Annotated in this window: 14 protein-coding genes; 5 read left to right on the top strand and 9 right to left on the bottom strand. The window is 37.9% G+C overall.

Annotation, left to right across the window (positions count from 1 at the left end; translation table 11 throughout):
• Positions 1-94 precede the first annotated feature (94 nt).
• Positions 95-3004, top strand: a complete 2910-nt coding sequence (locus RM553_RS08030; RefSeq protein ID WP_311534408.1) for a helix-turn-helix and ligand-binding sensor domain-containing protein — start codon at positions 95-97, stop codon at positions 3002-3004.
• A gap of 87 nt (positions 3005-3091) precedes the next feature.
• Here the strand turns inward: RM553_RS08030 and RM553_RS08025 are convergent, their stop codons facing one another.
• Entirely contained in the window at positions 3092-3289 is a 198-nt protein-coding gene (locus RM553_RS08025) for a hypothetical protein (protein WP_311534407.1), read from the bottom strand.
• Between the two features lie 742 nt (positions 3290-4031).
• On the opposite strand from RM553_RS08025, the gene RM553_RS08020 reads away from it, so the two are divergent.
• The 4 genes from RM553_RS08020 (at position 4032) to RM553_RS08005 (ending at position 7453) form a co-directional block, all read left to right on the top strand.
• Positions 4032-4400, top strand: a complete 369-nt coding sequence (locus RM553_RS08020) for a BfmA/BtgA family mobilization protein (RefSeq protein ID WP_311534406.1) — start codon at positions 4032-4034, stop codon at positions 4398-4400.
• Between the two features lie 28 nt (positions 4401-4428).
• A complete protein-coding gene (locus tag RM553_RS08015; RefSeq protein ID WP_311534405.1) occupies positions 4429-4707 on the top strand; it encodes a helix-turn-helix domain-containing protein in 279 nt (92 codons plus the stop codon).
• A 30-nt stretch (positions 4708-4737) separates the two neighbouring features.
• Positions 4738-5481, top strand: a complete 744-nt coding sequence (locus RM553_RS08010; protein WP_311534404.1) for a hypothetical protein — start codon at positions 4738-4740, stop codon at positions 5479-5481.
• 757 nt (positions 5482-6238) lie between these two features.
• Positions 6239-7453, top strand: a complete 1215-nt coding sequence (locus RM553_RS08005) for a site-specific integrase (RefSeq protein WP_311534403.1) — start codon at positions 6239-6241, stop codon at positions 7451-7453.
• Between the two features lie 47 nt (positions 7454-7500).
• Here RM553_RS08005 and RM553_RS08000 read toward each other — a convergent pair whose 3' ends face one another.
• The 8 genes from RM553_RS08000 to RM553_RS07965 form a co-directional block, all read right to left on the bottom strand.
• Positions 7501-9846 carry a GH92 family glycosyl hydrolase gene (locus RM553_RS08000; protein ID WP_311534402.1) on the bottom strand — a complete coding sequence of 782 codons (2346 nt, stop codon included), beginning with the start codon at positions 9844-9846 and terminating at the stop codon, positions 7501-7503.
• Positions 9847-9880: 34 nt separating this feature from the next.
• A complete protein-coding gene (locus tag RM553_RS07995; RefSeq protein WP_311534401.1) occupies positions 9881-12391 on the bottom strand; it encodes a M14 family metallopeptidase in 2511 nt (836 codons plus the stop codon).
• 120 nt (positions 12392-12511) lie between these two features.
• The gene (locus tag RM553_RS07990) at positions 12512-14806 is read right to left on the bottom strand and encodes a GH92 family glycosyl hydrolase (protein ID WP_311534400.1); all 2295 of its coding nucleotides are present in this window, start codon (positions 14804-14806) and stop codon (positions 12512-12514) included.
• A 38-nt stretch (positions 14807-14844) separates the two neighbouring features.
• Complete coding sequence (locus RM553_RS07985) at positions 14845-17124, bottom strand: GH92 family glycosyl hydrolase (RefSeq protein WP_311534399.1); 2280 nt, start codon at positions 17122-17124, stop codon at positions 14845-14847.
• A gap of 56 nt (positions 17125-17180) precedes the next feature.
• Positions 17181-19397: a GH92 family glycosyl hydrolase gene (locus RM553_RS07980; protein WP_311534398.1), complete on the bottom strand. Its 2217-nt coding sequence runs from the start codon at positions 19395-19397 to the stop codon at positions 17181-17183.
• A gap of 28 nt (positions 19398-19425) precedes the next feature.
• Positions 19426-21090 carry an MGH1-like glycoside hydrolase domain-containing protein gene (locus RM553_RS07975; RefSeq protein WP_311534397.1) on the bottom strand — a complete coding sequence of 555 codons (1665 nt, stop codon included), beginning with the start codon at positions 21088-21090 and terminating at the stop codon, positions 19426-19428.
• 25 nt (positions 21091-21115) lie between these two features.
• The gene (locus RM553_RS07970) at positions 21116-22690 is read right to left on the bottom strand and encodes a glycoside hydrolase family 28 protein (RefSeq protein ID WP_311534396.1); all 1575 of its coding nucleotides are present in this window, start codon (positions 22688-22690) and stop codon (positions 21116-21118) included.
• A 31-nt stretch (positions 22691-22721) separates the two neighbouring features.
• Complete coding sequence (locus tag RM553_RS07965) at positions 22722-24239, bottom strand: sulfatase family protein (RefSeq protein ID WP_311534395.1); 1518 nt, start codon at positions 24237-24239, stop codon at positions 22722-22724.
• Positions 24240-24272 lie beyond the last annotated feature (33 nt).

Raw genomic sequence — 24272 nt, 5'->3', positions numbered from 1 at the left:
TAAGTGTTTGCAATTCAGATAAATGTAATAGAATTAAAGACTTAACAATTTCTTTAAATTTCATATCTTTATACTTCAAATACTTTTAATCACATTGAAGTTTCTGATACATCTTTTTCTGGCACTCATTTTTTTTAATGATTATTCAGGATATTCTCAGAATAAACTGGATGATTTTAGTAATCTGCCCAGGATCACCCATTACTCCAAAAAGGATTTTCAAGCCGATGTTCAGTTCTGGACCATGACCCAGGATAATGAAGGGATAAGTTATTTTGGGAATAATGACGGGGTGTTGATTTTTGACGGGGAAAGATGGGAGAAAATTACCCTACCCAATAATTCCTCTGTCCGTAGTTTGACCACTACTAAAGAAGGCTTAGTATATGCCGGAGGATTCAATGAACTAGGAATTATAACGAAAGATTCTCTTGGCAAGTACAGGTATAAATCCTTGCTGGAAAAGCTGGAGCTTGATGAGGAAAAACTTGAAAACCTTTGGCAGGTACATGAATTTAAGGACCATATAATTTACAGGTCTTTTGGGCAGCTTATAACAATTTCCGGTAACTCTGCTACGCAAATATCTTCAAACCTGTCCTTTACTTTTTCTGGTGTAGCAAATAATACGTTTTTTGTACAGGATGCGAATCACGGCATTTTCAGTTTTGACCCTGATTCAATGCGTCTTTCCCTGGTTTTTGATCAAAAATTAATCGACAATAGCGAAATCATAGGGTTTCTTCCGGGTGAACAGGCCGGGGAAGTTATACTTGTTGCAAAAAACGGCAACCTTTATAAGAGTAATCCTGAGAAAAGGGAAATTGAACTTTGGAGGAAGGTTTTTGAGAACGGCAATACCGATCAGGTGATTTCTTCCCGTAAATTTGGTGAAAATTACCTCCTGGGAACCTTAAGTTCCGGGATCATAATGGTTACTTCCGGGGGAGAAGTAGTTCCAGAATCTCCCTTATTTTCAGAACTTTCCAACTCATCTGTACTTAACTTGTTTAGTAATGGTCAAAACGTATGGGCTCTATTGAACAACGGGCTGGATTTTGTAGAATTCACGAGCCCGGTTTCGCATTTATTCAGTGAAGCGTCTATCTACGATATTCTCCTGGATGGAGAGCAAATATATCTTGCTACCAACAAAGGTGTCTATTATAGTAATCTTTCTCTAAGCGGTGAGAACAACTACAAATTTACTTTTACTAAAATTCCTAACTTTGAAGGACAGGCATGGTCTGTACAAAAAGAAAAAGGTTCTGTTATCATTGGTCATGATAAAGGATTGTTTGAGCTGGATTCTGGACTGGCACATAAAATCGGGGACGTAGATGGCTTCTGGAAAATTTTGCCAATCCCGGAAAAAGACAATGCTTATCTTGCCTGTAATTACAGCGGACTATATCTTTTGACCCGGAGTGGTAACGAATGGAACCTTGGTGGCAAAATCAGCGGTTTTGATGAATCTACCAGGGATATTCTTAAAGCTGAAGAGAAAAGCACCTATTGGGTTTGCCACGGTTATAAGGGTGTTTACAAAGTTAAATTTACTGAAGATTATAGCCGGGTTTATGCGGTAGACCATTTTACCGATCAAAATGGCCTTAGTTCTCCGTTTAATGTGAATGTGACCAAATGGAAAGATGATATTGTCTTTACCACCAACACGGGTGTTTATGAATTTCAGAAAAAGGCAAACAGATTTGAGCCTTATAAACCCCTGAATTCGATATTAGATACTGCTTACAACACTCGTAAACTCCTGATGGGAGAGAAAAGGGCCTGGTTTGTTCAGGATGATGAAATAGGATATTTTAATCCAGATGAAGACCAGCCGAAAATATATAAAAACCTGTTTCTGAATTTAAAGGGAAACCTTAACAGGGGAATGGAAAGTATTTATCCTTTGCCTGATGAGAAAGTTTTAATAGGAGCCACTACAGGCTTATATTGGTTTAATATTGCCTCAGCCTTACCGAACTATAAAGTTCCTACTAAACTGAATAGTATTTCCATTGTAGAAGGTGAAAACAGAATTTTTCTTCCATTAAATACCGCTGAAGAAATACAACTTCCCATAGAATCTGATATTGTGAGATTTGAATTTTCGGCGCCCGAAATGTCACCTGCTTCCACAGTACAGTATCAGTATATATTAGAAGGAATAGATAAGAAATGGTCGGCCTGGGAGGATACTCCATTTAAAGAATATACCCACCTGAGGCCGGGCGATTATATCTTTAAGGTGCGCAGCAGGGACCTTTCAGGGATGGAGGGTGATATTATTTCGTACAAATTTAATGTTCCAAGGGTATGGTATCAAACTACACTTGCCATCCTTGTGTATATCCTGGGTTTTATTGCACTTTGTTTCCTTCTTGTATTTCTAATTAGAAGAAAAATTCATCAGGAACGGCTAAAAGCAAAATTGGCATCTGAAAAAACCCAGAAGTTGCTACAACTGGAAATAGAGCAACTAAAACTAAAGCAGGAAAAGGAGAACATACGAAAGGACAAACAGCTTCTGGAAGAAGATAATATTCGAAAAAGTAAAGAGCTGGCCAACTATACCATGATGCTGGTACAAAAGAAGGATATATTTTCAGAAACTTACCAGAGCCTGCAGGAATTCCGGAAAAGTCTGAAAACACAGATGGCGCGTAAAAACCTTCAGGATATCCTTCATAAACTTCACCAGCATCGCATTGGGGAAGAATACATGAATGTTTTTGATGTTCATTTTGAAAAGGTGCATAAGGATTTTTTCAAACGGCTTAAGGAGATAGATCCAAAATTGACCAAAAGGGAACTCCGCCTTTGCGCATTTGTAAAGATGAACCTTACTAATAAAGAAATAGCTCCGCTCTTAAATATTTCTGTCCGGGGAGTGGAAACTGCACGTTACAGGATTAGAAAAAAGCTGGATGTACAGGAAACTAACTTTTTGGAATTTCTTGAGAAACTTTCAGAACCAGCCGTGGAGACAGTTAAATAGCTATACTAATTTTTGCCTTTAGTAATTTCTCAATCTTAGCCGAATCTTTGGGGTTAAAGAGGGGATATTTTGATGATAGATCAATGCTCAGCCCATTTCCCTTCCGTTCCTCCAGGAAAAAGCGCTTCGTTGAAAAAGCTCATGGACCCATACCTGAAAATTATTCCTCTCCTCATAACTTTCAGGTATGCGTCCGTAGATATGAACTTTTAACCTAATAATTCCTAAAGTACCCGCTCTTTTCATTATTATTTTTACCACCAGAGTCGTTTCCAGCGTTACCATTTTTTAATCATGCGAAGTTATGGGATTTAGAAGTTAGCCGGACTGGAAGGTAATTCCTGCTCTTATTGAATTATTGTCACTACGTCCTATCCTAATTCTAAATCCCAAATTTTCCGGACAACAAAAAATGGTAACAGCGAAGGCTCTGAAGGAAGTAAATAGAAGCAACAGAAAATTATATTCCAATCGCTTTTTTCCTTTAAAAATGCTTAAAAATGGAAAACGCTCAGGATAAAAAAAGTAATAGGTGAAAAGGACTTCATTTTAATTGGCTGGATTTGTTGCTGTTTAATGTTTCGTACCTGGTTTTTAACATCAAATCGAATCAAATAAGGTCAAAATTAATTTCACATAAATAGGTGATATAATGCGCTTTAAATAAGGATTTTGCGTATTTTTAAAGTACTGAACTATAGCAGCTTTTAACGTAATATTACCTGTTTTTTTGATTTGACTTCACTGGTAATAATATACATCTGAACAAAATATTTTGGGAATTTCTGTCCTCTCAAACCGCTTTTGGTTTAAGGCAGGATGGTATGAAATTTTTGCCCGTAGGGGCAAAAGTGGAATAGCAAGAGGGTAACCCGCTCCGCGATGTTACATTTTCCGCTTTTAATGTAATTAATTGATTTACAAGTTTTTGATAAATAGTTAAACAGGTTAGAAATGAGGCTTAGCATTGATTTTTAATTGAAAACCTCTGGCAGCCCAACAAAACCGGGAAAAAATTCACTGAAAAATGGATAAAGGATATGAAAAAGAGGGCTTTGTGACCATCAGTATCAAAACCTCTGTAGCCAGGAAGTTCAGGAAGTACAGCAAAGGAATTTCCAGGTCACAATCGATGACCTTACTACTGATGCTGGAATTTTTTGAACACAATGGCATTGCGCCAACAGAAGATTTGGGGCCAAGGATGCAGACTATGGAAAACCTGATCAAAAAAAGGATCAATGGGGTGATCGCCATCTTAAAAGACATTGAAAAGACCCAGACCAAACCTACGGCCGGAATTCTGATGGGGCTCCTGGAACAAGCGGAACCCAAAAAGGAACCCCGTTACGTGGAGAAGAAACAGTTTCCTGATAGGGACAACTATTGGAAATAATTTGCAAGCACCTAAAATATTAAATGAAATGAAAGATACACCACACCCATTTATGCTCAGCATCCATTCCCTGGAAGAAAAGATCGATGCGCTGACCAGGGAATTGCGAATCCGGCAGATCCGGGATCCCGAATATATCCTCCTGGATAATGCCGATTTCATCCAGCTGTTCAAAATAACAGCAAAAACCGCTCAGAACTGGCGGGAAGAAGGCCTTATAGATTATACCCAGGTTAAAGGCAAGATCTATTACAATTTAAAGGATATCACGGCATTTATAAATCGTCATAGAAAAAGAAGGAAATAAACTCTCAAGGAATAATAAGTTGAAGTAGAAATGGAGGTATCGGTTCCTATACAGTTATTTATAAACGCACAGCAGGAAGGCTATGCCAAAAAGCTGCAGTTCTTTTTGTCCCTAAAGCTGCTCTACCCAACCGGCAAGACAAAATTAAATGACGGAGAACTATTATTCCTGGAGCTTACCGAAGAAATTAGTTCAAGAAGAACCACCTTAAACTATATCAGGTTTCTGGTAGAAAAGGGCTGGCTTCAATATAATGCGAAAACGGGATATTACATCATCAAATCCTTTGACAGGATACGAAGGGAGAACAGCTGGAAAGCCAGGCTTTCTTATCCGGTAGATTTCCATTCGTACAGGAACATTAAAGCAATCACCGGGGCGATACTTTATGGATATCTTCATATGGATTTCTGGAGAAAAGTAAGGAGAAAGAAAAGCGTACAGATAAAAGGCAGTACCTATCATTTTCTTTCTCCAAACTTCAACTCTAAAGAAGCACCTGCGCCACTTTCTGTTTTAGGCCTCTGTAAGATCTTTAAAATCTCCACAGCCACCGCTTCCCGGCTAAAGGATTGTGCCGTAAAGCAAAACCTGCTGGAGGTGAAAAAGAACTATGGAAGCATAGTGCCGAATAAAAAAGCCATGGAACAGTGTTTAAAATACAATGATAAAAGGAACAATATTGTCTATTACCGGGGGAATTATCGTTTTCAGCTAATTGACACTATTTTACCTCTTTTTCTTTTTAAAAAGCGGCAAAAGCTGAAAACATAAAAGAAAGGTTTATAGAAGAAAATACTAAAACAAAAAAACTTTTTGGCCAGATCATTTTTTAAAAAAATTTCCATTTAAGATGTTTAGGCGCGATAGCGCGTTTCTTTATTTTAGCGGAGAACCGTCCCAAGGCTTATCCACAACTGGTCCGCTACTGGTTCACCACCAGACCAGGACTGGTATTGTACTTGTTCCATTTTTGGACTAGTTGCCAAATTCGTATTTTATCCCCTCGAGGATTATTCTAATTTGTCTCAATAGCCTAATGGAAAAGTTATTAATAATTTACAGTTCTTATTGACGGTTATTTGATAAAACAGCATCTTTAGGTTATAAATGCCTTTAAAATCAAGGCATTCTTATATGATCATTATTTAATTTTATGAACAAGGAGCAACTAATTGCCTTAGTTAAGGAACTTGATTCAGTTTGGAGAAGTAATACACTAGAATACTGTTAAAAAAACCGTGTATGTGCAAATTATGTGCAAATGAAAAAAGGCTCCACAGGTAAAACCTTGTGAAGCCTTTATTTATAGGTGGTCCCACCTGGGCTCGAACCAGGGACCCCTTGATTATGAGAAGTCAAAAATCGCCTACTCGTAACTTTCATTTGTTTTCATATAACTGATTTTAAATGTTTTATGAATATTTATTTTTATTTTGGTTTCTTTAAATTACCTTTATTTGTCAATTTGTTGTACATATGTTGTACATATGTTGTACATAAAATCGAGGGAAATCTAAAAGATAAAGCTATGGCTTCAATTAAAACCATCCTCCGCAAAACTTCACTAAGAAACGGAAAATATCCGGTTCTTTTAAGGGTAACCAAAGATCGTAAATCTAAATTCTTTGGAACTCCATTCGAAGCTAATTTAAATGAATGGGATTCTAAGTTAGGAAGATTTAATAAAAAATTTACTCAGCAACTTAAGTCTAATCGATTAATAGGAAAATTTGAAGATCGTGCTTTAGAAGTCATAAGCGAACTGGAAATGAACCAGGATTTCTATACCCTGAATGATTTTGAAAGAAAGTTTAGGATACAATCAAATCCAGAGGCTTCAAATATATTTTCATTTTGGCAGGAGCAAATTGATGAATTTAAAGCGGCAGGGAGAATGAGCAATGCAGCCATTTATCACCATACTAAGAATTCAATGCAGAAATTCGCAAAACAAAAGTCTTTACATTTTTACGAAGTGACCCCTACCTTTTTAGATAAATATGAAGTATATCTTCGCAATAAAGGCGGAACCGGTGGAGGTATTGGAGTGAAAATGCGAGCTATACGGGCTATTTTCAACGTGGCAATAAAAAGGGGAATAATAGACGAAAAATTCTACCCTTTTAAACACTATAAAATATCCAAACTAAAAGGTAAAGCAATTAAAAAAGCCCTTAACATTGAAGAGGTCCATAACCTACAAAATTTAGATTTGAGTGATAAGCCTCATCTAATCAACAGTAGAAACTATTTTATTTTTAGCTTTTATACCAGGGGAATGAATTTCGCCGATATGATGAGGCTCAAGTGGAGTAATGTTTCCGGTGACAGAATTCATTATACAAGAGCAAAAACCAAGGGAAACTTCATTATAAAGATTATGCCACCGGTAAAAGAAATACTTGACTATTACCGTAAAACTAAAAGACCGTACATTTTTCCAATACTCCTTAGGGAAAATCTCACCCCCACTCAATTAAACGATAGGAAAAGAAAAACCCTGAGCAAGTTTAATAAGGATCTAAAGGAATTAGCAAGTCTCGCCGGAATTGATAAACCTCTTACTAGTTATGTCGCCAGGCATAGCTTCGCCAATTGCTTAAAACAAAAAGGAGCGGGAACAGATATTATAAGTGAATCACTCGGACATCAGGATGTGAAAACTACAAAAGTTTATTTAAAGGAATTGGATACTGCTATTTTGGATGAAGCAAGTGAATTACTATTACAAGGCAACATCTAAAACTTATTTACTGAGCCCTTTATGAGCTCTTTGAAGGAACCGCGTAATTAATTTTTATAATCTGATGTTGGTTTGCTAGCCATTTGTAATCTGAGTTTTCCGCCTGCAATAACGTCTGAATGATTAATGGAATTTTTATTAAAAACCTCTCCGTTTAACTTCATTTTTTGAACATACAAATTAGAATTTAAATTATCCTCTGCCAATATGGTAAATGTTTTTCCCGGATAGTAATCAGGATGAAGTTTAATGGTAATGGAATCGAAAATAGGGCTTCCAATTTGATAGGCCGGATCTTCATCGGTACCTCCATTCATTTGAAAAATTCCTATCTTCATTAAAACAGCTAAACTACCCATCAGCCCCTGATCTTCATCTCCATTATAACCCGTATTTTCATTTAAGCCAGTAAACACTTCATCTATTACTTTTCGAGACCAAAATTGCGTAAGGTCTGGTCTTCCTAATTGATTGAAAATATACGCTGTTTGTATCGAAGGCTGATTACCATAATTAATAGGTATCCTTCTATATTCAGGATGTAATTCGGCTGCGTGTGAATTTCCAGAAGTAAAACCTGATTTTTTAGCTATTTTAAACTGTGCTGCCAATTTCTGAACAGCTTTTTCCTTTCCTCCTATCAAATTTGCCAGCCCTTCTAGATCCTGCGGAACAAACCACGTTGCCTGAGCTCCATTAGCCTCTATAAAACCATGTCGATACTGATATGAATCGTAATTGGCAGACCAATTTCCAAAAACATCTTTAGGTTGCATCCAACCCGAAGCTGGATTAAAGACATTTTTATAATTTTGGGCACGCTCTTTAAAATAAACCTCATCTTTTTTATACCCTAATTTTGATGCTAGCTGAGACAATGTCCAGTCCTGATAGGCATATTCCAGAGTTAAACTTGCCCCGTCCTGATGTGATCCAAATTCTCCATCGGGTAAAGGATAAGGAACATAGCCATTTTCTAAATAATAAGATAACCCACCACCTTCATTAGTATCATGTTCATAGCCGGCTTTTTCCATAATACCTCCCGGCATATGATTTTTTTTTAGCGCCAGGTAAATCGAATCAAGATGGTCTCTTAAAATCCCTTTTTGAATAGCACTCACAATAAAAGGAGTAGATGAAGCCCCTGTCATAACATATGTGTAATTACCTCCAGAGGGACCTCTGGGAACCAAGCCTCCATCTTTATAATACTGCAGCAGAGACGATGAAAATTCTTGCATAATTTCAGGATAAACTAATCCCCAGAGAGTATTGATAGTCCATTGAGCTCCCCAAAAGGAATCAGAATTATAATGATTAAATTTTGGTTTTCCATTTTTGTCCAAAGGCAATTGTTTTATCTTAAAAGAAGCTCCTGTATAATCTGGATAAGCTCCATTGTGATCACTAATAACTCTTCTTCCTTGCAATGAATGCCACAAATCTGTATAAAATCGTTGAATGGTTTTTGAAGATCCCCCTGTTACTTCTATTCTTCCTAAAAGATCATTCCATTCTTCTTTTGATTCTTCTATCAACTTTTTAAAATCCCAATGCGGTAACTCGGCCTCAAGATTTTGCTTAGCATTTTCAACAGAAGTATAAGAAAGAGCCACCTTCATGAATAATTCCTTCGTATTAGTATTTAATTTTAACAGATAATTTCCTGTATTCCGATCATGCCTTATATCATCAATAGATTTATTTAAAGTAGCATAAAAATAAATCTTAAAAGGTTTTGGCCTTCTATGTGTGGGTAAAGCAACTACAGAACCTGAGATACTTTTATCATCAATCTTTATCAATTTTCCTTCTGAATTTTCACAAGGTCCCAATATGGTATTCAGGTTAAAAAGAATTCCTTTTTCTCCGCCATTCGGAAAAGAATATTTATGAAACCCAACTCGTTTGGTACTGCTAAAGGCAGCTTCTATTTGATACCTCTCAAGAATTATTCGATGAAATCCAGGTGAAACTTCTTCCCGCTTATGACTAAATTTCGAATAATAGTCAGTATAAATAGCTTGTTCTGAACCCTCAGAAAAAGTAACCGGCATTACCGAAACACCGGATAGTTGCCATGCGTGAATATGACTAAAACCCTTGATTGTATCTATATCAAAACGATAGCCACTATCCCAGGCACCATTTATTTGAGTATCCGGACTTAAATTCACCATTCCAAAGGGCCTACTCGCAGATGAAAAATAAAACCATCTTGAATTTTTAGTATCTAATAAGGGATATACTTTATCTACATATTTAAATTTTTTAACCTCTGTTGCCTCTATATCAGATTTTATCTGCCGTTTACAAGAACCAATAGATAAAATAGAGATTAACAGAATTATCTTCTTAAAACTTCTAATTTTATGCTGCTCACACATCATATTAAAACTAATTTGAAAAATTATATGCTTAGAATCACATCTCATCCCCGAAAAATATTGCATTCATCAGGAGCTTGTTGGTTCCTAACCAAAATGCTCTGAAATTAGGATTATCTGTAAATGCCATGACTTTACCTCTTCCTAAACTCTGCACTTTAAATGGAACCGTGCCAGCAAGCAAATGAAGGTTTTGTTTACTAATATAACCACTTAACAAGGGTTCATCAGAATATTGCAGCGGATTATTATAACTATCCTTATCAGCTTCAATGAAAATTTCTGTATTCCTAAAACTCGCAATATGATCATTTGAATATCCAAAACTTATAGGATGAGATCGGTCTATATTCACTTTAAAAATGGCTCCTCCAATTTTTTGAGCTCCCTTATAATCCTCAATTTTTTCAAAACTTATATTTTTCGCGGTGCCTTCATTCTCTTTAAATTTCAGGTTTATAAACTCATTTTCTTTTAACCATTTCACTGAACTTCTATAGGCAATTAAATTTCCCCCATTTTTAACCCATTCTTTAAGTTGCCTTGTCTGATTTTTATTTAATGCACCACCGTACGAAGCCGTTAGAATTATATCAGTATAACAGCTCAGATCAGTTTGCGACAGATTCCTAAGATCGAGTTTGGTAATACGCATATCAAAACGCTGATCGAATAAATGCCAGATTTCGCCCGCGTCAAAAGGCCTGATACGTTCTCCTACGATAAGCGCCACTGATTGAAGTTTTACGGGTCTGAAATGATTACTGCCTAAGCTTATCCCGCTGGTAAGTCCAGTCTCTAAAGTTTTAAATGGAACGGCGGTTTCAACACTAATTCTCTGAATTAAATTATATATTTTATCCACTGACAAACTTTGATTCTTAACAGGAATCATAATAGTTCCATAGGAAAAATTTTCCTCATTCATGGAGAAATTCTTCATTGCCACTTTTGCCCGCAGGCCTTTAGTGAGAATCTTATTAAGTGCAGCAGGTGCATTGTAATTGCGCCAGTCCATCAAATAAGCATACTCACTTTTTTCTATTTTTACAGGCTTCGGTAGTGTAAAATTTTCAATTTTTTCTCCTATTTTCTCATTCGAGAGGTCTTCGACATAATCGAGATTAAATGCCAATGGTAGAGTCCAGGCAGAAACATCATAAAACAAACTATCTTTAAAAATGGTACGGGTTTCAAACATAGCCTCTATCAAGCGCTGCTGATTCTGATTTTTAGGCACAACATACGCATTGTCTTTGCTGAAATGTTTTCCGTCTTTAGAAAAATCATTCGAAAGCCTATGAAGTTTGATTTGATGTTTCTTTAAAATTTCAGCAAGTTTAAAGGCACTTACCGGATCTTCTTTGCTTCCAAATATATAGGCTCCTTCGGAGGCCTCCTTTCGGGCATCATTATAAAAACCACGTTGATATTTAAGCAATTTCAGGCGCATTTCAGTTGCGGCTTTTAGCGTGGAAAGTGCTGCGGTAAACTGATTACGGATGGTAAACGGAAAGGTAAGCAAACCATTAGCAGTCTCCTGGGCATGGCCCCTGGAGCTTGCCTGTTCAAAGAGAATGCCTATGCCGCCGTTAATATCTGGAAAAGTAGCGCCTTTTCCGTAATAGAAATCATCAAAATCCTCTTCCGTATAATACAGTGATCCGATTTCATCAAAGGATTCAGCGATATAACTACCAATTTCTTGAGTGAGGATTTGATTACGTTGTGGGGTTAAAGGATGGGTTTGGGATGGAATTCCAGGCTGGAAGAAGAATGACGAATTGGAATCCATCTCATGATGATCGGTCAAAACATTAGGATACCATTTATAAAATGTTTCTATTCTTGCCTGGGATTCTGGTAACTGCAAAGGCAACCAGTCCCTGTTCATATCAAACCAGTAATGATTGGTTCGCCCTCCCGGCCATACCTCATCGTATTCGCGATCCTGAGGGTCGCTGTTAATAATTTTGCTTTTGTTGGTGTTTGCCCAATAGGCAAACCTCTGTAAACCATCCGGGTTAAAAGAAGGATCTAAAAGAATAACACTATTATCCAGTATTTTTTCAACTTTCTGATCTTCAGCTGCGGCAAGGTAGTAGGCGAGAATTACAGCCGCATTGGCCCCGCTGGGTTCATCTCCATGGATTGAAAAACCCTGGTTTACGATCACCGGCATATTTTCAAGCTTTAAAGACCCTGAATTTTTTTCAATCAAACCCAAATGACCCTTCCTGATCTTTTCAAGATTATGTATGTTTTCTTCGGAAGATATATAGAGAAGCATTAAGGGACGGCCCTCATAGGTAGTCCCCCGGTTTTCAATTTTAACACGTGGTGAACTCTCGGCTAGCTTCTGCATGTACATGATCAAACGGTCATGGCTTACATGCCACTCTCCTGGCACAAATCCCAGCACTTCCTGTGGCTTCGGAATATTAGAATTGTATTGTATATCCTGCGGGAGATAATAATCAAGCTGCACCGTTTCTTGAGCGAATCCGGGAAAGGAAATCAATAAAAGATATAGATAAATTCTTTTCATATACTTCGAAACTCTTTATTTTTTTAATCTTCAGCTGTTTAATATTATTATGCTATCCCGACCAGCAATTTGAAATTTACTTCAGAAAAACTTAAACTTTGATTGCAGGGAATGAATTCATTATTTATCCGAAGAGCTACATTCTGACAGTGGCATGGATGGAGGAGAAGCATCTGGCCCTATTCCCCAGTTTTTATTTGGCCTCGGCCCCATTTGTAAAGTGAGCCTTCCTCCTTTTATTACATCAGAATGGCTAAACCAGGGCTTATTTAAAGGTTTTCCGTTCAAAATTGCCGATTGGATATACTTGTTTTTTTCCGAATTATCTTTAGCGATGATCGCAAAATTACGATTACCGGATAATTCAATATTGATTTTATTAAATACCGGACTGCCTATGTTGTAAACCGGCACTCCCGGTGACACAGGATAAAACCCCATCGAAGAAAATACAATAAAGGCAGACAAAGCCCCCGCATCCTCATCGCCGGGAATACCCAAGAGATCATTACGAAACCATTGTTTCATTAATATACGAATATGCTTCTGAGTTTTCCAGGGTTTTTCTAAGTAGTTGTACAGGTAAGGAATATGAAAAGAAGGTTCGTTCCCCATAGAAAAATGCCCGACTATCCCGGTTTGGTTATGATAGCGGTACAATTGAACATTTCTTTCTTCAGGAAATGGTTTGGAGAATAATTCATCCAGATTTGAAGCGAATACTTCTTTGCCACCCATCATCTCGATCCCATCTTCAATATTATATTGCAATGCAAAACGATAGATCCATCCATTACTTTCGTCATAAAAGTCCCTCCCGGCCAAACCTCCGGAATAAACGTAGTCTATCGGCAATATAAAGCGTCCCGACTTGTCCCTTGGGTGAAAAAAGCCTGTTCCATAATTATAGAGCTTACGATAATTGAAGGAACGTTCACAAAAATAGTCGAAATCCTCCTGCATACCCAGCTCTTCTGCCATCTGCGCGAGTGCCCAGTCGTCGTGAGCAGCTCCCAATGTTACGGCAAGGGCCATACGATTTGTAAAGGGTTTTACCTGGGGCAGAAACTTTTCTTTCTGACCTTCCCATAAAGCCGGCACATATCCATGTTGTTTATAAAATCGGTTCAACTCTCCTGCAGGCTCGTCTGAAACAGGGGCCAGGGTTCTTTCCATCATAGCACTTTTTCCTGCCCTGAAAGCTTTTTCTAAATCGAAACCAGTGATTCCTTTATTGTAAGCGTCTAAAAAAGAGATGATATAATGATTGGAGATCATCCCGACTTTATGTTCGGTAAGTCCTATATATCTAGGCATTCTGAAATACTCCAACTGGCTGGAAACTTCAAGCATCGAATTAAGGATTTTCTCTTCCCTTTCCGGTTCAAGGAGTGTGGCTAAAGGGCGAACTCCCAGATAGGCATTCCAACCTGAATCATGAAGACCTGAATAGAATGGCTTTATATTATCTTTATGTATTTTCTCGTCAAAAGGACTAAAGTAATTGCCATCTTCCGCAATGGAAACAGGAAAACGAAAGTTTCTATATAAGGCCGTATAAAATACCGTTTTATCATCTTCAGAACCTCCCTCGACCTTGATCTTTTTTAAAGTATTATCCCATATTTTCCGGCCTTCCAACTGTAAACCAGCAATGTCATTCTCCAAAACTTCTCCTTCCATGTTCTTTTTTGCCTGTTCAACGCTGATAAAAGAAATCCCATACCGAAGATTTATTTCGCCAGAATCCTTAGAATATTTCAAAACGATATTGGCATTTTTACCTTCAGCCTGACTTTTATCTTTTAATACTCTGTTTTCCAGTACATAATTGGCCATTGGTGCCTGGTCTGGTAACAGGTAAACATATGCCCGCACCCCTTCCTTAAGAACCTGATGGCCGGAAAGCGCCTTTCCGTCCCATTTCATTTCTCCTCTCGCGGAATTAAAAATTAAATAGCCGTCCTCTTTTTCTTCAAATTTTATCTGATAGATGGCAGATTGATGGGATACCCCGAAATTAATTTCAGTCTCTTTTTTATCAAGAATTACGGAATAAGAATAAGGCGTAACCTTCTCATTGTCATAGCCATACAAAATAACAGGTTTCATTTCGCTTATATCTCCCTGGAAAGGACTAAGATGAAAAGCAGAATAATAATCCTCCGATCTTACTAATGGTAATCCCCTTAAGGTAATATCAGTATTATCATCCCTATCTGGAGTCAGACATAAATAGCTATTCGGTAAGTGCACTGCGGGATGAGTCGGCTTCAATAAGTGGCTGATATTTCCTATATAAGGATTCACATAATCCACGAAATCTTTCTCATCGCTTTCCTGTGCCTTTAGGCCAGCTGCATTTATAAAGCACATAACTAGAAATACAGCAATATGAATTTGTAAATATTTCATTTATTGATATTTAGAATAATTCGGTGCAATATGCCTTATTACTTACACTTGATCGGCATGGATGGCGGAGCAGATGAAGCGGAGGCTCCCCACTCCTTGTTTGGCCTGGGACCCATTTCCAAGATGAGTTTCCCACCATTTATAATATCTGCATGACTTAGCCAGGGTTTATTCAAAGCTTGGCCGTTGAGGATAGCAGATTGAATATATTTGTTCTCTTCAGAATTATTCTTAGCTGTAATTTCAAAATTTCGATTATTCGGCAGTTCAAAATTCACCTGCTCAAATACCGGACTCCCAATATTATAAACAGGAATCCCCGGGGTCACGGGGTAAAGGCCCACAAAAGAAAAAACAGCAAAGGCAGACATTGCCCCGGCACCCTCATCTCCCGGCATTCCCATTAGATCATTACGAAACCATTGTCTTAGTAAAATCCGAATACGTTCCTGCGTCTTCCATGGCTTTCCGGCATAATTAAATAGGTAAGGTATATGAAAAGAAGGTTCATTTCCCATAGCAAAACCTCCTACAACACCTGTTTGAGTTGGAAATTGGAGGTAATGACGGTACTTGGGTAATCCAAGAGATTTTGTAAATAACGAATCTAATCTTTCAGCAAAGGCATTCCTGCCGCCCATCATGTTAATATGATCTTCCAGGTTATACTGTAGCCCGAAACGATAATTCCATGCGTTCCCTTCAGTAAAAAAGAGTTTGCCATCCTGTCCTCCCGATAATTCATAGTCAAAGGATGACAAAAATTTTCCTTCGGTATCTTTGGGATGAAAAAACTTAGTCCTTGAATTAAATAAATTGCGATAATTAATAGAGCGGTTGCAGAAATACTGAAAATCATCCTGAAGATTCAATTCTTTTGCCATTTGGGCTAAAGCCCAGTCGTTATAAGCTGTTCCCAAAGTGACTGAAACGGCCATACGTTTTATTTTAGGTTTAACCTGAGGCGTCAATTCTTTATCAGTCCCCCATATTGCCGGAACATAGCCGTTCTCACGGTAAAATTTATTTAATCTTCCAGCAGGCTCATCAGATCCAGGAGCCAGGGTTCTTTTCATGACCACATTTTTACCGGCCTTAAAAGCTTTTCCCAGATCGAAGTCTCTAATTCCTTTATTATAAGCATCCAGAAAGGATATAAGTATATCGTTTGAATGCATCCCTAGCTGGTTCCCGGTGACATTCATGGTTTTTGGCATTCTAAATTTGTCCAGTTGTTCAGCCGCGCGTAAATAAGAAGTTAGTAAGGCCTCTTCCTTTTCGGCATCTAATAATGCATTTAGCGGATGCAGCGCACGGTAAGTACCCCATGCAGAATCATCGGTATAAAAAGGAATACCATTATCCTCATGTACTTTTCCGTCGGAAGCACTAAAATAACGTCCATCTTCCGACAAGGAAACGGGACGGTAATAAGAACGATATAAGGCTGTATAAAATACTATTTTATCATCTTCTGAACCTTCTGCTTTTATTCTGTTCAAAGCATCATTCCATATTTTTCGCCCTTCCAGTTGCAATTCTTCAATATCAGCAGAAAGAACTTCTTTTTCCATGTTCTTTCTGGCCTGTTCAGCGCTAATGAAAGAAATTCCATAGTAAAGATTTATTTCCTGTGTATCTTTGGAATATTTCAAAACCATACTGGCATTTTCACCTTCAGCATACTTTCTATCGATCAATTCTTCATTCTCCAACACATAATTGTTAACAGGAACCTGGTTCGGTAACAGGTAAACATATACCCGAACACCGTTCTCTAGGAGTTGATATCCGGAAAGTCCCTTTCCGTCCCATCTCATTTCTCCCTTTTCAGCATTCAGAATAACAAATGCGTCCTTTTTTTCAGTGAATTTGATTTGATAAACAGCAGATTGATGAGATACCCCAAAATTGACTTCCGTCTCGTTCTCATCAAGAATTACGGAATAGGAATACGGAGTAACTTCTTCATTATCATAAGTAAATGAAATGACAGGTGTGATTTCACTTTCTTCTCCCTGAAAGGGACTAAGGTTAAATGCAGAATAATCTTTCCCCGGGCGAAGCAGAGGTAATCCTTTTAAAGTGACATCGGTATAATCAACACGTGCCGGGTTAACCCGCATAAAACTATTTGGTAAATGAACAGTAGGGTAAGTGGGCTTAAGTAAACTATGTATATTGCCAATGTAAGGATTCACATAATCAACCAGCTCTTTTTCCGCCACCACCTCACGAGAAGCTTGTGACTTTACCTCCGATAAAGATCCATCTATCAAAATTATTAAGATGAATAGCCAATACTTTGAATGCTTCATAAATTTTCTATTAAAAATGAACACCTTAAACAATCCCGAAAAGGCTACCAGAACTCCTAACGAAAACTTGGCGGGGGATTTTCATTACCCCAGTCTTTAATAACCTGTTCCGAAGTTTGAAATTCCAAAGTCCCGCCATTCTTTAGTTCATCCCATTGAATCCAGGTAGAATTATATTCTTTTCCATTGAATTCCAGTGCTTCGACATAGGAATGCTGTTTTGATCCGGAGGTGATCACAAGTTCTCCATCAGGCAAATCAATCATAATTCTTTTAAATAAAGGAGTACTAATACTAAAACCTCCTATGCCTGGGATCATGGGATATAAGCCTATGTTTGCAAAAACATACCAGGCCCCCATGGTTCCTAAATCATCATTTCCCGGCAAACCATTGTCCTTCATTGAATACTGCTCCTGAACAATCCGTCTCACAAGGGCCTGCGTTTTATGGGGAGCTCCTGTCCAGTTATAAGTCCAGGGTACCTGGAAAGAAGGCTCATTGCCCGCGGCAAACCAGGTTTGATTATAATCTGCATCTAACTGCTGGAAATAACTATCCAGCCGTTCTATGGCAACCTGTTTCCCTCCTAACGTATCGATCAAACCGGATAAATTGTATGGTACCATCCAGAAATAATCTTTATAGGTAGCTTCACGGAATCCTATTTTTTGATCTTTCCAGGAACCATCCTCATTTCTTGAATGAAACCATTGCGTTTCAGGATTATAAAGTTTTTTCCAGTTTTGAGCTCTCTTCAGATATTTCTCCTGAACAACCTCATCCTGTAATGCCCGTTTTGCAAACTGTGCAATTGCAAAATCAGAAGAAGTATATTCCAGGGTTACGGAAGCATTCCCGATATAACCTTTCTCAAGATAGGATGCCAATTGAGGCCGGGTAAGCTTTTCCTGAGATTTAGTACCTGGTTCCTCTGCTCCTCTACGCATTATTTCAAGAGCCTTCTTTTTATCAAAATCAGTAGCCCCAAAGGCATAAGCATTTGTTATTAAAATAGAGGTGGGATCGCCCTGCATGATTCCTGTTTCCCGGTTGGCAAGGACCCACCGGGGGAATCCACCTCCGGACTGCTCAGCAAATTTTAAATGAGAAGTAACAATGTCTGATGCTTTTTCTGGAAATAAAATACTTACAAGCTGTATCTGGGTTCTATAAGTATCCCAATTGCTAAAAGCCGTATAGAAATCAAAATTATCGGCATGATGTATTTTATCGTCAGCTCCTATATATTCCCCATTTATATCACTGAATAAACTTGGATGAATCAAAGCATGGTAAAGATGGCTATAAAACTGCACAGCATGCTCAGAAGTGGTATCGTTGATTTCTATCTTCTTTAAATATTCATTCCATTTTTGGAGTGTATTCTCTTTCACTTCTTCAAAATTGGACTTTTCTGCTTCTAAATTTTTCCGCGCGTTTTCTACAGAAACATATGAAACGCCAATTTCATATTGTAATTCTTTAATTTCTGAAACATCGAACGTAAAGAAGACTCCTGAATTGGCACCTTGGGCATCACGAGTTTGCTTATTTAAATCGTCATTCTCCCAGGCACCAAAATCCTGAGCTTCTTTATTAAATTTCCCTACAAAATAAATTTTATAGTTACTATCTGCCCCACAAAAAGAGCCGCCATCGGCGTAACCTTCAAAACTATTTGGCGAAATAATCTTTACTGAAGCCTCTTTCACCTTTGTAGCATTTATTCCTGTTCCAATGATTAGGGTTCCTTTCCGTAAATTATCTGGGTAAGTAATTTTTGCTATTCCTGTTCTTTTGGTAACAGTTAATTCAGTGATAACATCGTCAAATAAGGTAGCTTTATAAAAACCTGCTTTACTTTCCAGGATATTATAGCCTGGATCATATTTCATCATATCATCGGGTGACTCGGAAATTTCCCCCTTTAGAGGTAAGAGAGGTAAATTCCCCATATGTTCACACCCCGCCCCGCTAAGTTGGTTAATCACAAAACCTTTTTGGGGATTGAAAAAAGTTGGAGTAAACTGAACCATGCCGAATGGATAAGTTGCACCGGGAAAAGTAAAACCTGCTTCATGGTATCTTTTCTCAGTATTTCCCGGCTTACCTTTATTCCCGATTTGGGTATTAACCACACCTGAATAATTTACCCGGGCAAGATTAGAAGTGGATTCATTACACCCAATAAAACCAAAAATGAACAATAGGGAAAGGAAATTGATCAAGGAAAACTTAACAGAACAGTTATAATATCGTTTAGAATACATGGTTTTATTATTTTACCGTTGGAGAGGTCTATTCCATTATTATTTGTATGTTTTGTATTCCCTTAATATCTGACGGAATAAAAGCATTCGTTTTATTTCCATTAATCATGAACGAGGAAATATGATTTCCGGAACCCTTAATAGTTAAATTCAGAATTGCATCGCGATATCGAATGTTTTCCAGATAAATACTACCCATCTCTTCCGGCACCATAGGTTTAAAGTCAATTCCATCTGTATCAAAGCGCATTCCCATAACCCCCATTAGAACCATTCGCAAGTAAGCGGTTGCACTCCAGGTTTGTCTATTTTGAGAACTAGTAAGATTCCATTTTCCTCTGGGATTTTCTTGGATACCTCCATATTTTTCTCCGGTCTTGGGATGGTAGATCTCTACAAATTGTTTATCTCTCCAGGCATTGTCTGTTAGGATATTGAATTCATGTAAGAAGATTTCTTTTCGGTTATTCAATGCTGCCGCATAGGCCCAAAACCCCTGAACGTGTGGCCACACAGTACCGCTATGCCTGCCGTAACTAGTTTTTTCTTCATTAATATAACGTGGAAAGGATGGCCATACTACCGGAATACCCGCTGGTTCAACGTAGGTGTTTTCGAAAATAGCCTTAATTTGTGCCGAATCGGCTACATCAAACATAATGGCAAAGGAAAGTCCCATTCCTTCCTGTGCCCCACTTCCATTAAATGGATCAATAAAATAATCATAGGTTTGCTTTTCGGAATTCCAAAGGTTATTGTTGATTGCGGTTTTTAATTTTTCGGCTTTCAAGTTCCAATCAGAATCTGGATTTTCACCCAGTTCTGCGGCCATCTTATCAAGGGTTTTATAGACTTGGTAATACAAACAGTTCGTGGAAAGAACCTGCATGGGGAGACCATAACCGGTGGATGCTTTCAAATCTGGGTTCTCCTCAGGCCACATCATAATGGCACTATATGTATTTCCCTTTTTGGAGCGGGTATAAATCTCTGGATAAGCGGCTACTCCGTCTCCATAGACCGCTGCTCCTCTAAATAAACCATTCTTAGCATCGAACTCCTGGTCCTCCATCAGCCTTAGAGTTCTTTTAGTGATTTCATAAGCAAGTTTCAGCATCTCCTTATCACCAGTATATAGATAATAATTCCAGGCTCCAACAGTCCAGATTACTTTGTCCCAATACTGACCATCTATGATCACTTCGCCTTCTGAATTTTTTGTTAGTGCTGAAAGCAACGTATTTTTAGCTACAGAGGGGAACAAGAGACCTCCTGCATTCCAGGTATTAATAGCCGCATCCCTCGTCCATGGTTTGTTATAATTCAAACCTGCCATAAAACACAGTTCCTGATTCTGCAGTAAACCGGATTTATGTAAACGAATATTGGTATATACATCCCCCATTGCCATATGAAAAGCAAATTCTTTTTTTACTTCCCTCTCATTTTCTATTGATAGCGCAGGAATAATGTTGTTGTTATTTGGTAAACCTTCTTTTATATCCTCCTGAGAAAAGCAAAAACAACCACAGAAAAACAAAAGGATTCCTACGAGCTTAGTATTTTCTTTTAATCTATAAATGAAATTCATGAAATTATATTTATTATTCAGGCCTTCCGAAATATCTGGTTCTATGCCTCTACCATGGTGGGAGAGAACAGCATTGCTCATCCTTAGCAGACACTTACTCACATCTCCTGCAAATAATTGTTTCGGATTAGTCTTTTACAACCTTTAACTCTTCTTTTAATTTAGGATCTACCTCGTACTCTTCAACATTCTTGAATACAACTTGCCCTTTTTCAGAGGAGGGAACAACTACATCTTCAAGCTTTAAATTTCTTATATCATCGAAAACAAAAGCAGGCCTAAAATCAGAATCTCTTAATGATAGTTTAATATTCTTCATACTTACATTTTCTGTGTGCCTTACATAAAACCCCCAGGAAGGCAGTTCCCCAAACATTGTATATTCAGGATACTTTTTAATTTTTTCCTTCACCTGATCTAAACGATAAATGGGAACATAAGCCATTCCTTTTGAAGCCCGGCCGGGATAAGAGATTTTTATATTTTCGAAAGTGATATTCTCTATGGGATGACCAGGAATTCCAGTAATTGGCGCAGGAAATTGATTATGGGAGTATTTTACTTCCGGTCCCCGCATATCATAATCGACATCAGGCCTTCCAAATGGTACTTCTACATCTATGTTCTTGAAATGCACATTTCTAATAATACCTGGTTTTTCGCCCCCACGATGGCCTAGACGAACAAAGATGGGATTCCAGGTGTTTTTAGCAGTAATATTAGAAACTTGAATGTTTTCAATAATTCCTCCATCTACAGATTCAAGGGCTACTGCAGATCTGAAGGTATCATAAACTTCAATATTTTCGATAGTTATATTTTTAAACCCACTATAAGAAGCTGTACCAAATTTCACTGCACTTGCACTAGAACGAATGGTACAATTGCCAATGTAAATACTATCATTGATGTAGTCTCGATAATATGATTTGATTACAATTCCGTCGTCAGCTGAATTCACATCACATCCGGTAATACGAACATTGGTACAATCGGTTATTCCTATGCCATCATTGTTCCAGTAAGCCCTACTTTCTACGGCAATATCTTTAATTTGGACATTATTACATATTTCGTAGCTCTGTACCCAGCCGGCTGAATTCTTGATACGCAATCCACTTACTTTCACATTATCGCATAACATAAAATCGATGATCTTTGGGCGTACAGTTTCATTAGGACGCATATGTCCATAATCATAATTAGGATCTATTTTTATCCCTGAGTGATGTAGGCTATCTATAGTTAGAGCTACTTTTCTTCCCTGACCGTCTATGGTACCTTTTCCACTAAGGGCGATATTTTTGGCATTTTCTGCAATTAGAAAAGCTAATCGTGAATTGTCATTGGTTTTTTCTGGAGTAGAAACATTCTCTACCTCTACTTTTCTATAATTCTCAGGGTTAGTACTACCTAGCAGCACCGCTCCCTCCTGAAAATATAGCTCTACATTGCTTTTAAGCTCTATAGTACCTGAAAGGTATTGTCCTTTTTCAAAAAGTACAGTCGCTCCGCTCTTCTGCCGGGAAGCATAATCAATAGCATTTTGTATGGCTCCTGTGTTTAGGGTAGAGCCATCGTCAACGGCCTTAAAATCTTTTATATTGATAATTCTTTCATGAAGATATTCTTCCTGAGCCTGCACCATTTGAAGGAACATAAATACAGAAATAAACATCAGAAAATTTATAACTTTTTTCATTTTTGTTGTATTAAATTTTATCATAATATGGCTATTTATTTATTTTAGTGGGAGGTCCGGTAACATTACCATGACCATTACCTTTTCCTCCATTCCCCCCATAATACGGGTATTGATCAAATTTAGCGTCACCTGTTGCTCTAGGATCTCCAGTATTTACCATCCATTCATCCAAAGATTTTCTATAATTTCTTATCACTTCTTTATACATAGGGTCAGCAGCTACATTCTTTATTTGGTAGGGATCTTTTTCCAAATCGTAAAGTTCCTCCGCAGGACGTTTTTTAAATGCCAAATCGAAGTAAGAGTAGACCTCCATACCCTCTTTTTTCGAAGCGGGAAAATTTCTTTGCTCACTAAGAATATAATCTTTAGTTGGAGAACCATCTACATCTCCAAAAGGCCCTACTGCGAAAATTTCCTCGGGATCCCCCGACGGCCAACGATCTGGTTTTATGTTACGGATATACAGATAATCATCAGTACGCAAAGCCCGGGAGGGATATCCCAGGTTGTTCATTCGTACATACGCATGTCGCTCTCTCTCTGTAAATACATGATCTCGCTGATTTTCTCCTTTAAGCTGTCTTAAAATGCTACGGCCATTCATATCTGAAAGGATAGGCTGATGGGCTGCATCCAAAACAGTGGGGGCGATATCTATTGAGTTTATAAATTTATCGTATACCTGACCTCCTTCTATTTGGTTAGCCCACATAATAGCCAAAGGCATATGGGTGCCTTCGTCATATAAATTGGCCTTAGCACGAGGAAAAGGCCAACCATTATCACTAGTCATAATTACAAGTGTATTCTCAAGCTCTCCTTTTTCCTTAAGAAAATCAAGAATTTCCCCCACTTCCCTATCGAACCTTTCAACTTCATAGTAATAATCTAAAATGTCCTTTCTTACTATTTCATTATCCGGCAAATAAGGAGGCACTTTTACCTTTGATGAATCCATTCCTGATCGAATACCTGAATCTTTAACATAAGGACGGTGGGGGTCGCCACTTCCAAACCAAAAACAAAAAGGCTTGTTTTCTCCTTTTTGCTTATAAAAATTTTCGAAATTTTTGTAGCGTTTGCCGGCAGGATTGTGCTTCCAACCTGTAGTTTCATAATTACCTGGTTTCCATCCTTTTCCTGAAAGCCCTAACTGATAGCCTGCCTTTTCAAGAATGCTAGTGTACACCGGAAATTTCTTCGGAAAATTGCTCCATAAATTTGCTGCGTCCTGCAAACGATGAGGATACTGTCCCGTGAGCAAAGCCGCTCTTGATGGTGCACATGAAGGCGCTGCCGTAAAGGCCTGAGTAAAAAGCACTCCATTTCTGGCAATACTATCAAAAGTAGGGGTTTTTATAACAGAATCGCTTTCAGCATAAATACTCGCATGAGGCCAGGACCAATCATCAGCAAGAAAAACAACAATATTGGGATATTTTTGCTTTTCCTGCTCACTTCTTTTTTTCGCGCAGGAAAAACATAAAAATGACAATACGACCGCTAACGTGAAAATATGAAGATTTTTTTTCTTAGTATACATACGCTTAAGTTCTTGAACATTTAAAATGAATTG

Source organism: Autumnicola tepida, from assembly GCF_031846485.1.
Lineage (GTDB): Bacteria > Bacteroidota > Bacteroidia > Flavobacteriales > Flavobacteriaceae > Autumnicola > Autumnicola tepida.
The sequence above is the reverse complement of the archived record's forward strand: the minus strand, read 5'-3'. Positions and strand labels throughout refer to the sequence as shown.

Excerpts from the sequence above, each read along its gene's own strand:
- RM553_RS07980 (WP_311534398.1), bottom strand. The coding sequence starts at position 19,397 with ATGTATTCTAAACGATATTATAACTGTTCTGTTAAGTTTTCCTTGATC.
- RM553_RS07965 (WP_311534395.1), bottom strand. The coding sequence starts at position 24,239 with ATGTATACTAAGAAAAAAAATCTTCATATTTTCACGTTAGCGGTCGTA.
- RM553_RS08025 (WP_311534407.1), bottom strand. The coding sequence starts at position 3,289 with ATGGTAACGCTGGAAACGACTCTGGTGGTAAAAATAATAATGAAAAGA.
- RM553_RS08015 (WP_311534405.1), top strand. The coding sequence starts at position 4,429 with ATGAAAGATACACCACACCCATTTATGCTCAGCATCCATTCCCTGGAA.
- RM553_RS08005 (WP_311534403.1), top strand. The coding sequence starts at position 6,239 with ATGGCTTCAATTAAAACCATCCTCCGCAAAACTTCACTAAGAAACGGA.
- RM553_RS07970 (WP_311534396.1), bottom strand. The coding sequence starts at position 22,690 with ATGAAAAAAGTTATAAATTTTCTGATGTTTATTTCTGTATTTATGTTC.
- RM553_RS08000 (WP_311534402.1), bottom strand. The coding sequence starts at position 9,846 with ATGATGTGTGAGCAGCATAAAATTAGAAGTTTTAAGAAGATAATTCTG.
- RM553_RS07985 (WP_311534399.1), bottom strand. The coding sequence starts at position 17,124 with ATGAAGCATTCAAAGTATTGGCTATTCATCTTAATAATTTTGATAGAT.
- RM553_RS08020 (WP_311534406.1), top strand. The coding sequence starts at position 4,032 with ATGGATAAAGGATATGAAAAAGAGGGCTTTGTGACCATCAGTATCAAA.
- RM553_RS07995 (WP_311534401.1), bottom strand. The coding sequence starts at position 12,391 with ATGAAAAGAATTTATCTATATCTTTTATTGATTTCCTTTCCCGGATTC.
- RM553_RS07990 (WP_311534400.1), bottom strand. The coding sequence starts at position 14,806 with ATGAAATATTTACAAATTCATATTGCTGTATTTCTAGTTATGTGCTTT.
- RM553_RS08010 (WP_311534404.1), top strand. The coding sequence starts at position 4,738 with ATGGAGGTATCGGTTCCTATACAGTTATTTATAAACGCACAGCAGGAA.